This is a genomic window from Bacillus stratosphericus (genome assembly GCF_020524495.1).
Classification (GTDB): domain Bacteria; phylum Bacillota; class Bacilli; order Bacillales; family Bacillaceae; genus Bacillus; species Bacillus stratosphericus_B.
Genome location: NZ_JAIVLB010000002.1, coordinates 96,512 through 110,824 on the forward strand (window position 1 = coordinate 96,512; position 14,313 = coordinate 110,824).

The window sequence follows — 14,313 nt, forward strand, 5'->3', positions numbered from 1 at the left end:
AATTCGTTTTTTTGGCAAAGGGGATTGGTAAACATGATGATTGAACAAATTATGGAGCGTGATGTGATCACGCTGCGAAAAACCGATACGATCGAAGAAGCCATTCAAAAAATGAGTGCTCATCACATTCGGCATATTCCCATCGTATCTGATCAAGGATCTGTCATTGGGATGGTGACAGATAGGGATATTAAAAACGCCAGTCCAAGTATTTTCGAAACAGAAAAAAGACAGCTTTTTATTCAGCGTCCGGTTGAAGAGATCATGGTGCTAGAGACGATCACCGCTCACCCGCTTGATTTCGTTGAGGAGATTTCAAGTGTCTTTTTTGAGCACGGAATTGGTTGTCTTCCAGTTGTTAGACGCGGCAAGCTTGTAGGCATTATCACGAAGACAGATTTACTTCGTACGTTTGTTAGACTGACAGGTGCAGATCAGCCTGGGTCACACTTAGAAGTGGAAGTGGAGCAAATGACAGAGGGGCTCGCAGATATTACGGCCATTTTAAAGGAGCAGCATATTCAAATGCTGAGTGTGCTTGTGTACCCACATGCAAATGAAGCCTCTAAAGTGCTCGTATTCCGCCTTCAAACCATTCATGCAGATCATGTGACGAAGCTGATTCGAGCAAAAGGCTACAAGGTGCTTTGGCCTATGGAGCAGACAATCAAATGAAAGAAGCGACCTTTGTTTTTTCACCATCTTTTCAAACGTACCAGTTTCATCAAGATCATCCCTTCAATCAGCTTCGCGTCTATTTAACATACGATCTTCTTCAAAAAATGAAAGCGTTAACGAATGATGAGATCATCGCACCGCGTATGGCGACGCTCGATGAATTAAAGCTTGTTCATACGGCAGATTATATTCAAGCTGTGCAGCGGGCAAGTGAAGGAAAGCTGTCTACAGCAGAGGGCGAACGCTATGGCCTTGGCACTGAGGATACACCGATGTTTGCAGGGATGCACGAGGCGGCTTCTCTCCTTGTCGGCGGAACATTAACAGCAGTTGATCAAGTGATGCTGGGTCATTCGCATCATGCGCTCAACCTTGGCGGCGGGCTTCACCACGGATTTAAAGGGCGTGCCTCTGGCTTTTGTATTTATAATGACAGCTCTGTGGCCATTCAATACATTCAAAAGACATATGGCGCAAGGATTTTATATATCGATACTGATGCTCATCACGGGGATGGTGTGCAGTTTAGCTTCTATGACGATCCAGAGGTATGTACTGTATCCATTCATGAAACAGGTCGCTACTTGTTCCCTGGAACTGGACAAGTACAGGAAAGAGGCCACGATAAAGGCTATGGCTATGCGTATAATATCCCTCTCGATGCATTTACAGAAGATGAATCGTTCCTCGAAGCATACCGAACAGCAGTAACTGAGATTGCTACTTTTTTTAATCCAGACGTGATTTTAACGCAAAATGGGGCGGATGCTCACTATTATGATCCTTTAACCCATTTATCTGCCACCATGAAAATATATGAGGAAATTCCTAGACTTGCCCATGAGCTTGCTCATCAATATTGTGACGGAAAATGGATTGCTGTTGGCGGGGGTGGGTATGATATTTGGCGCGTTGTCCCAAGGGCATGGAGCCGCATTTGGCTTGAGATGAAAGGCATCACACCGCCAGCTGAGCTTCCACAGGACTGGATTCTAGCATGGAATAAGCAATCACCTGTCACCCTTCCATCGACATGGTCAGATCCTGCAGATTTATATCCACCGATACCAAGAAGAGCAGAAATCACAGAAAAAAATGCACAAACGGTAGAAAAAGCACTCATGCCTGTTAGAAGAGAAAAGAAAAATGCATAAGAAAAGCAGGCCTTCACTGATAAGGTGAGCCTGCTTTCTTGTTTTTATTTTGTTGATTGTCTTTCTTCAATTCTGTGTGGCAGTTCGACAATTTGATCTTCCACTTGTTCTTTGTTCATCAGCTTCGTGAGCAGTCTCATTGCGACAGCCCCAATATCGTATGTCGGCTGAACAACTGTTGTCAGCTGAGGACGTACCATAAGGGAAAGTCTTGTGTTATCAAAGCCAATGACTTCTAGGTCTTCAGGAATCGATACACCTCTGTCCTGCGCTCCGTGAATAACCCCTAAAGCCATCTCATCTGTTGCTGCAATGACAGCTGTCGGCTTATCAGATTGCTCAAGCAGATTCGCAAGGGCTTCAATACCGGAGTCATATGAGTAATCGCCTTCAGCAACGAGTACATCGTCAAACGCAATACCCGCTTCTTCTAGCGCACGCTTATAACCAGCAAGCTTTCTCACAGAGTTAATTGGTTCTGACAACGGCCCAGATACGAAGGCAATTCGTTTATGTCCTTTTTCAACTAATAATTGAACTGAATCATAAATGGCCTGCTCGTAGTTAATGTTCACAGATGGTGTTTGTGCCTGCTCTTCAACGGATGCTGCAAGAACAATCGGTACAGGAGAGCGCTTAAATTCTTCGACATGGACATCTGTGATGTTGCCGCCCATAAAGACAATCCCATCCACTTGTTTGCCTAGCATCGTATTTAACAAATGAAGCTCTTTATCTGTATTTTGGTCTGAGTTGCTCAAAATGATGTTGTACTTGTACATTGTGGCGATATCTTCAATCCCGCGTGCAAGCTCAGAATAGAAAATACTAGAAATATCAGGGATGATAACCCCAACTGTCGTTGTTTTTTTACTTGCAAGACCTCGTGCCACTGCGTTGGGACGGTAGCCAAGACGATCAATCGCTTCAAGCACCTTTTTTCTTGTTGTTGGTTTTACGTTCGGATTTCCATTCACAACGCGTGATACTGTTGCCATACTTACATTTGCTTCTCTTGCTACATCATATATTGTAACATTATTCACAAAATCACTCCTTCAAATACACTTCATATCTATAGCATTCACCAATTGGATAAAGACATGTCAGATACGAGGAAAATAATATCCTATTTGTCATTAAAACGATGAAAAGAAACACATAATTTTTCAATCTACATCAAAATGACATTCTTTTATGAAATTATACACGTTTTTTGGTCATATGAAAACGTTCCCTTTCTTTTTATAACTAAATTAAACAGAATATGCTTGTTACCTTTATATTGAATCATATTTCATAAAAAGTCATCGTGAACGTCAGCTATGACAATGATCTTAGCAGATTCTGTCGAATTTTAAAAATGAAAACATTATGAACAAGCACTTTTTAAGCTTTCAATGAGTTTTTTACCTATTATTTCGGATTTTCTCCATGAAAAAAACCGCCGGGCTTTCATCCGGCGGCTACTCTGTCTATGATTACGCGTGAATGTTAACAAGTGGTCTTAAGGCGTCTAACCATTTTTCAAATTGAGGAATGTCCATTTGCTGCGCTGAATCAGATAGGGCAACAGATGGGTCTGGATGCACTTCTGCCATGACACCGTCCGCTCCAATAGCAAGAGCTGCTTTAGCCGTTGGAAGAAGAAGATCTCTACGTCCAGTTGAGTGCGTCACATCAACAAAAACTGGTAAATGTGTCTCTTGTTTTAAGATTGGCACAGCAGAAATATCTAGTGTATTTCTTGTTGCTGTTTCATACGTGCGGATACCACGCTCGCAAAGGATGATTTGGTCATTTCCTTGTGAGATGATGTATTCAGCTGCATTGATGAATTCTGAAATTGTCGCTGCTAGACCGCGTTTTAAAAGAACTGGTTTATTCACTGATCCTGCTTCTTTTAATAGCTCGAAGTTTTGCATGTTACGTGCACCAATTTGAATCACATCAATATGATCAATTGCTTTTTCAATATGAGCAGGGTTTACGATTTCACTAATGACAGCTAGACCGTATTCATCAGCTACACGCTTTAGGATTTTTAGACCGTCAACGCCAAGCCCTTGGAAGTCGTATGGACTTGTACGAGGTTTGAATGCACCTCCGCGAAGAAGTTTTAGCCCCTGCTTTTTAGCTGCTGCCGCTACTTCTGCGACTTGCTCGTAGCTCTCAACAGCACATGGCCCAACGATGAAGCGTTGTTTTCCATCACCGATGGCTTCCCCATTAATATTCACGATTGTATTTTCTGGTTTTTTCTTACGAGAAACAAGGAGTGCTTTGCTGTGATCATCTTCTTGAAGCTCTAGACCTGCTTTGAAAATTTCTTTGAAAATATGCTGGATGGTTGAATTTTCAAATGGTCCATCATTTTCCTCAAGAATTTGGTTCAGCATTGTGCGCTCTCTGACAGGATCATAACGGTTGACACCTTGCGCTTCTTTGGCCTTTCCGATTTCTTTTACAATGTTTCCTCTTTCATTGATCAATTTTAAGATTTGAAGATTTAGTTCTTCTGCTTGCTGTCTCAATTGTTCTAGTTCATTGTTGCTCATTTTTGTCATCCTTTCCTCTGCCTGTTCTCGCTTTTTATTTTTCATTCTCTAATGATAGGGTTTATTATAACAAAGATTTCCGAATTGTCACGAATAAATTCTTTATTACCTAAACGCTTTTAAGTGATAAAGTATTATGTGTAATTATAGCATACTTTAGATTCAAGTAAACCTTTTTTATAAAAAAAACGTCAGCAATTGCTGACGTTTTTCTACATATTATACTCAAGTGCTTCTTTTGTTATACTTGAGTGAGATACATGCCATTTTATTTTTCCGCCGCTAAAGACGAGTGCCTGAGGGCTTTCGTGCTTCACCCCTGTCTTTTCTGCTACATAGGCTGAAAGCTCTCTTGTGTTTTGAATTTCCAAAAAATAGGTAGGTACGTCTCCATGTGCACATGCAAATGCTTCAAACTCTTTAAAAGCAGCCTTGCTGATTGGACATGTCAAACTGTGCTTAAAAAAGACAAAGGTCCCGTCTTGATTCATTAGTTGATCAAACTGTTCTTCTGTTTCAATGAGTTGTTTTGACATGGTGTGCTCCTTCCTAAATTGAACAGCAAGTTAGCCTTTAATCGATTGTTCTACTTTTTCTTTGACATCGTTGATGCCGTCTTCAATTTCAGATGTTGCTTCTTGTGCTCTTACTTTTGCTTCGTCTGCTACATCTGACGCTTCGCTCGCTATATTAGCTGTGGCATCTTTTGCTTCACTTTTCACTTGATTAGCTTTTCCAGCGGCACGCTCTTTTATGTCTTTCACTTTGTCTAAAATTTGATTTGATTGCTCTGCAACCAGCTGAGACCATTCAGACGTTTTATCCTTTGCAATCGTCACATATTCAGTGCCTTTCTCCTTTGCATCTGTTGTGAGTCGATCGGTTTTTTCTTTTAAAGCATTCGCTTGGTTGTTCAAATCATTGCGAAGCTCTTTCCCTGACTTCGGTGCTAAAAAAAGTGCTGTTGTTGCACCAATAATGCCACCAATAAGTGTTCCGATCAAAAAGTCTTTGCTATTGATTCCATCTTTGCTCATGATTCTTCCTCCTATGCGAAATGGGTTATTTTTGGTACTTGCGCTGTTTCCATTTTTTATAAATTTCAAGTGCTGCGTTACTCCAGCTTACCACATCCGTGACTTTTTCTTGATTTCTTTCAACCGATGAAGAAACTGCACCAGCTGCCTGCTTGATGCTTGTATTAAATTGGTTAATGGAGCCGCCAATTCCCTGCACCGCATCCACAACTGTGTTGAGTTTTGCCGATTTTTCTTGAATATCTTCTGCAAGCTGATTCGTCTTATGTAGCAACTGTGCTGTCTCTGTTGTGATGCCTTGCATCTGACCTTCAAGACCTTCTAAAGTTGATGCGACATTCTTTAATGTCAGCTGTAAGGATTTTAATGTTTTGGACAAATAGATGACAAGAATGAGGAAAGCAATTGCGATCAGTGCAACGCTTAGATATAGAATTATAATCATTTCATACCTCCTTTGCTGCGGGCATATTCAATTCATTACCCTCTCGTTGTATCATTCAAACATCGCCTAGAATGACCGATTGAATAATAATTCTACACTTTTTCGTTAATTCCTGTCCACAGGGAACGAAAAAAGCAGCAGATCTTGACACATTTAGCTACTCTATCACATTTTATTCAAAATAAAAAAAGTGCTAAAATGTTTTTTATTTTAGCACTTTGTCTTCTTTTCAGGATGATAGAAAACCCTTAAACTAGGAAGGACGAGCACGGCGCAGAGCGAATTTGACATTCGTAATTACCGGCACCTGCGGGCGAATGCGAGGGTTTGTCTACACGCTGAAAGTGCCGATTGAAACGGCACCTTCGTTCATGAACATTTAGACAGCAACTTTTTCATAAGCACGCAGATATTTTTGAATGTCTCCTGCTCCCATAAAGATCAGAATCGCATCCTCGTGTGCTTTCAGTACAGATGTATCTTTTTCCTCAATCAATTGAGCTTGCGGGATTTTTCCTCGTAGATCTTCAATGCTCAATTTACCAATGTTTTCACGAGCTGAACCGAAGATATCACAAAGATACACATAGTCTGCTTTCTTTAAGCTGTCAGCGAATTCAGTTAAGAATTGCTGTGTACGTGTGAAGGTATGCGGTTGGAAGACAGCGACAATATCACGGTCTGGATATTTTTGACGAGCTGCTTCAATTGTTACCTCAATTTCAGTTGGGTGATGCGCATAATCATCAATTAAGACCTGCTCACCGACTACTTTTTCATTAAAGCGTCGTTTTACACCGCCAAATGTCGTTAATGCCCCTTTGATCAGTTCTACATCAATGGCTTCATAATGACATAATGCAATCACTGCTAACGAGTTGAGGACATTATGATTTCCGTACGCAGGAATGTAGAAGGTATTATAAAACGTATTGCGCACAAATACATCAAATGTGGTGCCTTCTGTATTTTTCACAACATTTCGAGCCTGGAAATCATTCTCTTCATTGAATCCATAGTACACAACAGGCACTTTCGCTTGAATCTTGAGCAAATGCTCATCATCTCCGCAAGCGATAATGGCTTTTTTCACTTGAAGCGCCATGTTTTGAAACGCATCAAATACGTCATCAATGTCCGAGAAATAATCAGGGTGATCAAAATCAATATTGGTCATGATTGCGTAATCTGGGTGGTAACTAAGAAAATGTCTGCGGTATTCGCATGCTTCAAATACAAAATACTCGCTGTTTTCTTTCCCCATTCCAGATCCATCACCGATTAAGTACGAAGTAGGCTTTGCTGATTGCATCACATGTGCAAGCAGTCCTGTTGTGGATGTTTTGCCATGAGCACCAGTAATTGCAACGTTTGTGAATGAATCCATGTATTCTCCAAGGAATTTGTGGTAACGAATCACAGGAATCCCTTCGGAAAGGGCACGTTCAATCTCAGGGTGTGTATCAGGAAATGCATTTCCTGCAATGACCGTCATCCCTGGCTGAATATTCTCCGAGTCAAATGGAAGAATTTTTATGTTTCGTTCTTCTAATGCTTTTTGTGTAAAGATATGTTTTTCGATATCCGATCCTTGGACAGTATACCCAGTATCATGGAGAATTTGGGCCAGTGGACTCATACCTGTCCCTTTTATTCCAACAAAATGATAAACAGTCATAATTGTACCTCCAACAAACGTCTATCTGACTTACAGTATATGACGCTCATTTCAATTTGCAACTTGTGATTTTCGTCTCTAGCTGATCACAGTTCGCAGCTCCAATTAAAAATTTTTTTCCGATCTTCCTCTTCTAATCAATATTAACTATGATTAGTATCTGACAACTTTCCCATTTCTAACACCTGCTTTTGCTCATTTTACATCAAAACGTTTAGGCAGGCATACAAAAAGCGTCCAATTACAAAATTGCACCTATGTGCTATCATACCATGTTTATCAGAAAAATGAAGTGATTTGTTTAGATCAACTGTTCTAAATCACTCAGTGTCATGAGGACTTCTCTTGGCTTACTGCCTTTCGCACTGGAGATCATTCCTTCACGTTCCATCATGTCAATCAATCTCGCTGCACGATTGTAGCCAATTCTAAACCTTCTTTGCAAACTTGATGTACTTGCACTATTTTGCTCGATTGCAAACCGGCAGGCATCGATAAACAATTCGTCTTCGTCTGTAATAGCAGAGCCTTGGAGCATCAATTCCTCCTGTTCGAAAAGGAACACAGGCTTGCGCTGTTTTCTCACATGGGAGACCACTTGATCGATCTCGCAGTCTGATACAAAGTTCCCTTGCAGCCTTGTCGGCTTGCCGGAGCCATTTTCTAAAAAGAGCATGTCTCCTTTTCCGAGAAGCTTTTCTGCACCTGCCATGTCAATAATGGTTCTTGAATCCACTTGACTTGAGACAGAGAAAGCAATTCTTGTTGGGATGTTGGCTTTAATGAGGCCTGTGATGACATCAACAGATGGCCTTTGCGTCGCAATCAGTAAATGGATGCCGCATGCTCTTGCTTTTTGTGCAATTCGGCAAATGCTTTCTTCGACTTCATTTGGTGCGACCATCATTAAATCCGCAAGCTCATCGATGACAACGACGAGATACGGAAGTGTTTCACCTATTTGCTTTTCTTTCACAAGCTCATTGAATCGTTTGATTTCTCTCACACCGGAGTGAGCAAACAGCTCATAGCGTCTTTCCATTTCATCTACTACCCATTTCAGGGCAGCTGTCGCTGTCTTGGCGTCGGTAATGACAGGACTCACGAGATGTGGAATGTGATTATACGGCGCTAGTTCGACCATTTTAGGGTCGATTAAGAGCATTTTTACTTCATCTGGTGAGGCCTTAAACATCAAGCTCACAAGAATGGTATTAATGCAGACACTTTTTCCTGAACCTGTTGCTCCGGCAATTAAGCCGTGCGGCATTTTTTGCAAATCAACCACGACGGGCTGACCTGAAATATCTAATCCGAGTGCTGCCGTTAAAGGAGATGGATTGTCTCTAAATGCACTGCTTCTAACCATTTCTCTTAAGAAGACCATTTTACTGTGCAGGTTCGGCACTTCGATTCCGACCGTGTTCTTTCCTGGGATTGGTGCTTCGATTCGAATATCCTTTGCGGACAAACAGAGTTTAATATCATCTGATAGGTTCGTGATTTTGTTCACTTTCACGCCAGGTTCAGGATGTACTTCAAATCTTGTGACAGAAGGACCCTGTGTGACATGGACCACACTTGCTTTTACATTAAAATTCTTAAGCGTTGCATTGAGTAGCTCTGCCCGCTCATTCACCCATGTCCCGTCCTCTTCTTTTTGAGCTGGCGGTACGTCTAGAAGGGCTAAGCTTGGAAAAACATATCCATGTGCATTCGACGTTTTCTTTTGCCCTTGCACACGCTGGTCACTTTTTAACATCAAGACGTTAAAAGGAACTGTTGAGGTTTGACCGCTTGAGCGCTTCGGCTGCGGTGATGTCTCTTTTGGTTCCTCTCGCTGCTTTACTTCATGCGTTTGTTTCTGCTGAACTGATTGATCAAAGGCGATTTCTGATGGCCCGGAGGCAGTTAGTTCATCTGTTACTGGTTCTACTTGCATGACTGGATCATCTATGCCCTCATCTTCTACCATAGATTGATCACCCTGCTGATCATGTATGATAGCTGGCTCAGTTTCTTCAGATTCTGCTGCCGGCACTTCTTCTTGTCTTTCTTCTAACGAAGCGGCCTCTGGTTCCTTCATAGCATCCGCTGTCATGTCTTCTGTCAGTGACGCTTCTTCTGCTAGGCTAACTGCTTCCATTTCAATCGCTGATGGTGAATATTCGGCCGTTTCATCAAATGTACATGCTTCTATTTCCTCAGCATAATCTTTAAGCTGGATCATCGGCTCGTCTCTTTCTTCTTGTTCGTCAAAGACTACCTGTTCCTGCTCAGATTCTACTGGCTGATCTTGATATACACGTTCTTGCTGCTTATGTAAGACAGTTTCTTTATGACTTTCAGGTTGCGACAAAGCTTGATCCTTTTCCTCTGATTTTGTAATAGGTAAGCGCTCCATCGTCGTCTGGACGTGATCCTGATAGGCGAGTTCCTCTTGCAATGTAAGAGGCGTCGTGACTGTTTGTCTATCTGCTCCCTCTTCTGGAGGAGCCGAAGCCGTTTTTTCCATGCGATTTTCTTTCCGTAAAGACGGGATGTTCATTTGCTGTCTCACATTCCGTTCACGTTCTGCCTCTTCTGATAGCAGTGTAACACGCTGTGCCGTTTCTTCTGCTGCTTTTATTTGAACAGAGGGTGCTTCTTCTTTCACTTCTGTGCGTTTTGGCCGCATATCCTGGTGGTAGCCATAGATCGGTGAAGGGATTTGCTCTGTTTTGAATGGCTTTTTCTTCATATCAGGCTGCAATGTTTGTTTTGGCTGATACGTCGTCTGCTTTGCCTTTGGCTGTCTCCCGCGCCTTCTCTCCCGCTGCTTTACTCCGTCACGTGTTGGTTCATCTGGAACGAGAGGAAAGCGGAAGTTGCCTTTCGGATACTCATAAAATACTTTCGTATCTTCAATTTTTTTATATTCTTTATTTTTTTCAAAAGTTGACCGCTTTGGCGCACCCGGACTTTCTTCAGGTCTATCGGCTTTTTCTTCTTTCTTTTCTTCTCCTAAAAATACACTGAAAAATTTATCAAACCAACTCATTATTTATCACTCTCTTTAACTCCCCTTACGTTTTCTTGGGCGATTTTAAGTATACCATTGCTTTTTCATGCAGAACAGCGAGAAAAGTGTCGCTTTTTGCTATTCATTCTGTAGTAGATGAAAAAAAGCCACTAAGTACGTACTTAGTGACTTTTGGTATAACACATTCTTCGCTCATAAATGCCCGTTTATGGGAGGTTAGCCTTCAAAGGGTTCGCCAGCTTGGTGGCTACCTTCTAGAACTAGAATACCTTTTTCAGTAGGTGCATCTGGAAGATCTAATTCTTTTGCTGAACAAATCATTCCACTTGATGGTATACCTCTTAGTTCAGCATCCTTGATCACCATACCGCTTGGCATTACTGCACCGACCTTGGCCACGACGACATATTGACCTTGATCAACGTTTGGTGCACCGCACACGATTTGTAATGTTTCTTCGCCAACATCTACTTGGCATATGTTTAATTTATCCGCATTCGGATGCTTTTCCTTTTCCTTCACACAGCCGACAACAAACTTTGGTGATAAATCGACAGTTAATGTTTCACTGACACCGTTACGTTTTAAAATTTCGTTGATATCTTGAACAAGCGTTTCAGAAAGCGGTACAGATCCGTTTTCTTCAATTTTCATGTATTTGGATGCGTTAAAGATGTTAAAGCCTGTTGTTTCTTTTGTCTCTTGATTGAAGATTCTCACCACATCTCCAAATGTCTCATGACCTACTTCTTCTTTTGTCACATCTTTCAATGAAATGAGGAGTGTATCGCCAACACCTTTTGCATTATAAAAAACGTTCATTCTTCTAAATTCCCTTCTACTGCTGTTTTGGTCTGCTTTTCGCAAGAATAAAGATTGGTTCAAGCTTACCTTCGTCATATAAAAATGACAATGCGGTAATTGGAACCGTGCCGCTGGCGAAGAAGCTCATCGACATTTGCCCTAAAATATCATAGCCAGATTCATTCCGTACATCTGCAATGATAAACACGTCTTGGTGAGGAACAGAAATGGCCATCTGCCCCTCTATTTTTTGCGCGTATTCTTGTAAAATCGATTCATTTAAAAGTCTGCTTGCATCATACCCGTCATTCGCACGGAAGAAATAAAAACGATTGCCCGCAACTTCATCCATTTTCACGACGGTTTCAAGTGAGCGGACGTTAAAGCTTGCGGTTTCTCTGATTCGCTCTTTTGTCCAGTTTTCCCTTTGAAGCATCTTCTCATCAATTAATCTGTAGGTGCTTCCAAGGTCAAGTGCATAGTAGATTCTTGTTTCAGCTGTATGCTCATCAAAAACGAGCGGAATCTCATCACTTGATGTCTCTGGAAAGGAGGTCGAACGAATGACCGGATAGATCTGCTTTTCTTTGCCTGATATGTGCTGCGCTTCTCCTTTCATTGCGCTTAACGCCTCTTTCACATAATAGATGATCTCATCCAGTGTTTCATCAGGCTTTACTTCCCACTTCGCAATCATCTGCGGAAGTTCAAGCGTGATGCCTTTCCCTGTTTGTTTATCTTCAATACGAAGCGTATCTTTTTCCCGATCGAACTGGTGTGTCCAACTGTCATTGGTCAGACGGCTTTTCAAATGATTGGCAAGCTGTCTTGATGTCATTTTTGCCATTGATAAGACTCTCCTTTCGTTATTTAGAAAGAGAATCTGTTAAAAATGCTTCAATCTCTTCCTTTGTCTTATGATCTTTGCTGACAAAACGGTTGATCTCTTGTCCGTTTTTAAAGACTAGAAAGCTTGGAATACCGTAAATTTCCCACTCTGTACAAGTATCAATGAACTGATCTCTATCGATATAAAAATATTCAAATTCTGGGTAATTTGCTTCAAGCTCTGGCAAGAACGGTTCAATAAATGTGCAGTCCGGGCACCAGTCCGCTGAAAATAGTAAGACCGTTAAGTCTTCTTGAATCACTTTTTGTAATTCTTCGTTTGATTCAATTTTTTTCATGTTTGATTCCTCCAGTTTGTATGGTTAAATCTCCGAATTGTATATAGCCTTTCTTTCTCATCCATTCTGATACTACCAAACTAATCACTGCCGGGCCAACGATATGCAAGAGAGCGATCGCGAGTAAAACGGATGGATGAAACCCCATGACTGTCAATGTCATGAGCTGTCCGACAAAACCGCTCGTTCCCATACCCGCTCCTGCCGCATTATTGACCATCCCAAAGCCAATAATACCAATTGGCGCAAGTATGAGCCCTGCAATTGTCGGCGGAATGAGTATGAGGGGATTTTTCACAATGTTCGGCAGCTGTAGTTTTGACGTCCCAATGCCAACAGCAGCAAGACCGCCAAAGCGATTTTCTCTAAATCCTGCGGCGGCAAAGCCGATCATTTGGGCGCAGCAGCCGATCGTTGCAGCACCTGCGGCTGTCCCGCTTAAATCAAGCATCAAGGCAAGCGCAGCACTTGAGATCGGTGAGCTAAGGGCAAGTCCCACAATGGTCGCCACTAGCATGCCCATGATCAGCGGGCTTTGATCTGTTCCCCACATAATGAGCCTGCCTAATCCTGTCATCATCGCCTCAATCCCTGGTCCAATCAAAGCGGCGGTGAAAAAGCCAGTGATAATGGTCACAAGAGGCGTTAAGATAATGTCAATTCTTGTCTCATCACTGACGAGTTTGCCTAATTCTACACCAATTAAAGCAGCCACAAAGCTTCCAGCAGGTCCTCCGAGTTCCGCTCCTGCAGCACCTGAAACAACACTCGCAAAAATGATCAGAGGAGACGCATTCAAGCGATAAGCAACTGCTACACCGATCGCTGGTCCCATAAGCCCCATGGCGAGCGTCCCCATTTTGATCATGAGCGGAAGTGATAACAGGCCTCCTGCTGTTTTTAAAATAAGCCCTACCACTAATGTAGCAAATAGACCTAAAGCCATATAAGAGAGTGCATCAATGAAATAAACCTTTGGCGAAAGGGAAATACCCTTTCTTTTCAAATAAGTCATCAACGTCGTCTTCCTGCTTTCTCATAGGAAAGACGAAGAGACCTGTCCTTCCCATTATATGTAGTATTCTTTCGATGAAAAATAGTCTCTACCATGAATATCATAATCATATTTTTTTTGCTTTATCAAGCACTTCTTGTGTAACATGAAAAGAAACAGGGCAAACCTTTACTTAGTTTGTGCAAAAGGAGGAGATCGTTATGCAATTAACCGTCTATTTAGCTGGAGAAATTCATAGCCAGTGGCGTGATGAAATCAAGGAGAAAAGCCATTCTTTGAAATTACCTGTGACATTCGTTGGTCCAATGGAGAATCATCACTGCTCAGACAACATCGGTGAAGACATTTTAGGTGAGCAGCCGAATGCCATTTTGAAAGACGATGCCGCTTCTGATTTGAACAATTTCCGTACCGAAATTTTATTAAATAAAGCAGATGTCGTCATTGCCCGGTTTGGTGAGAAATATAAACAGTGGAACACTGCTATGGATGCCGCTTCTGCCATCGCCAAAGGGAAACCTCTTATTTTAATTCGTCCAAAGGAATTACATCATCCATTAAAGGAGCTATCGAACAAAGCGAATATCACTGTGGAAACAGTGAATCAAGCGATCAAGGCGTTATCTTACGTGTTTGCACAGGAATAAGAAAAAAGGCTAAATGGTTTTTATTTTAGCCTTTTTTCTAGAAAGGACGAGCATCGGAGCAGAGCGAATTTGACATTCATGAGCACCG

14 protein-coding genes are annotated in these 14,313 nt (G+C 41.8%); 3 read left to right on the forward strand and 11 right to left on the reverse strand.

From position 1 onward, the window contains the following. Positions 1–33 precede the first annotated feature (33 nt). Together LC033_RS01425 and LC033_RS01430 are read left to right on the forward strand one after the other, a co-directional pair. On the forward strand, positions 34–675 hold the full coding sequence (locus tag LC033_RS01425) for a CBS and ACT domain-containing protein (RefSeq protein WP_226566518.1): 642 nt from the start codon (positions 34–36) through the stop codon (positions 673–675). Beyond that, entirely contained in the window at positions 672–1,832 is a 1,161-nt protein-coding gene (locus LC033_RS01430; RefSeq protein WP_226566519.1) for an acetoin utilization protein AcuC, read from the forward strand. The genes LC033_RS01425 and LC033_RS01430 overlap by 4 nt, the downstream gene beginning before the upstream one ends. A gap of 44 nt (positions 1,833–1,876) precedes the next feature. On the opposite strand, the gene ccpA is transcribed toward LC033_RS01430, so the two are convergent. From ccpA to LC033_RS01485, 11 genes are all read right to left on the reverse strand, one after another. Further along, positions 1,877–2,878, reverse strand: coding sequence for a catabolite control protein A (gene ccpA / locus LC033_RS01435; protein WP_226566520.1), 1,002 nt, complete (start codon positions 2,876–2,878; stop codon positions 1,877–1,879). 435 nt (positions 2,879–3,313) lie between these two features. Next, a complete protein-coding gene (locus tag LC033_RS01440; RefSeq protein ID WP_226566521.1) occupies positions 3,314–4,390 on the reverse strand; it encodes a bifunctional 3-deoxy-7-phosphoheptulonate synthase/chorismate mutase in 1,077 nt (358 codons plus the stop codon). Between the two features lie 212 nt (positions 4,391–4,602). Continuing rightward, the gene (ytxJ, locus tag LC033_RS01445; RefSeq protein WP_226566522.1) at positions 4,603–4,926 is read right to left on the reverse strand and encodes a bacillithiol system redox-active protein YtxJ; all 324 of its coding nucleotides are present in this window, start codon (positions 4,924–4,926) and stop codon (positions 4,603–4,605) included. Between the two features lie 30 nt (positions 4,927–4,956). After that, positions 4,957–5,427, reverse strand: a complete 471-nt coding sequence (locus tag LC033_RS01450; protein WP_226566523.1) for a YtxH domain-containing protein — start codon at positions 5,425–5,427, stop codon at positions 4,957–4,959. Positions 5,428–5,452: 25 nt separating this feature from the next. Continuing rightward, a complete protein-coding gene (locus LC033_RS01455) occupies positions 5,453–5,872 on the reverse strand; it encodes a DUF948 domain-containing protein (RefSeq protein ID WP_226566524.1) in 420 nt (139 codons plus the stop codon). Positions 5,873–6,251: 379 nt separating this feature from the next. After that, entirely contained in the window at positions 6,252–7,550 is a 1,299-nt protein-coding gene (murC, locus tag LC033_RS01460) for a UDP-N-acetylmuramate--L-alanine ligase (protein ID WP_226566525.1), read from the reverse strand. A 301-nt stretch (positions 7,551–7,851) separates the two neighbouring features. Then, positions 7,852–10,593 (reverse strand): DNA translocase FtsK, encoded by a 2,742-nt coding sequence (locus LC033_RS01465; protein ID WP_446680371.1) that lies wholly within the window; start codon positions 10,591–10,593, stop codon positions 7,852–7,854. Between the two features lie 195 nt (positions 10,594–10,788). Further along, a complete protein-coding gene (ytpR, locus tag LC033_RS01470) occupies positions 10,789–11,394 on the reverse strand; it encodes a YtpR family tRNA-binding protein (RefSeq protein ID WP_226566527.1) in 606 nt (201 codons plus the stop codon). A gap of 16 nt (positions 11,395–11,410) precedes the next feature. Continuing rightward, entirely contained in the window at positions 11,411–12,223 is an 813-nt protein-coding gene (locus LC033_RS01475) for a DUF1444 domain-containing protein (protein ID WP_226566528.1), read from the reverse strand. A gap of 19 nt (positions 12,224–12,242) precedes the next feature. Further along, the gene (locus LC033_RS01480) at positions 12,243–12,563 is read right to left on the reverse strand and encodes a thioredoxin family protein (protein WP_226566529.1); all 321 of its coding nucleotides are present in this window, start codon (positions 12,561–12,563) and stop codon (positions 12,243–12,245) included. After that, complete coding sequence (locus tag LC033_RS01485) at positions 12,550–13,578, reverse strand: PTS sugar transporter subunit IIC (protein ID WP_226566530.1); 1,029 nt, start codon at positions 13,576–13,578, stop codon at positions 12,550–12,552. The genes LC033_RS01480 and LC033_RS01485 overlap by 14 nt, the downstream gene beginning before the upstream one ends. A gap of 200 nt (positions 13,579–13,778) precedes the next feature. Between LC033_RS01485 and LC033_RS01490 the strand changes: the two genes are divergently transcribed. After that, the gene (locus tag LC033_RS01490; RefSeq protein WP_226566531.1) at positions 13,779–14,225 is read left to right on the forward strand and encodes a YtoQ family protein; all 447 of its coding nucleotides are present in this window, start codon (positions 13,779–13,781) and stop codon (positions 14,223–14,225) included. Positions 14,226–14,313 lie beyond the last annotated feature (88 nt).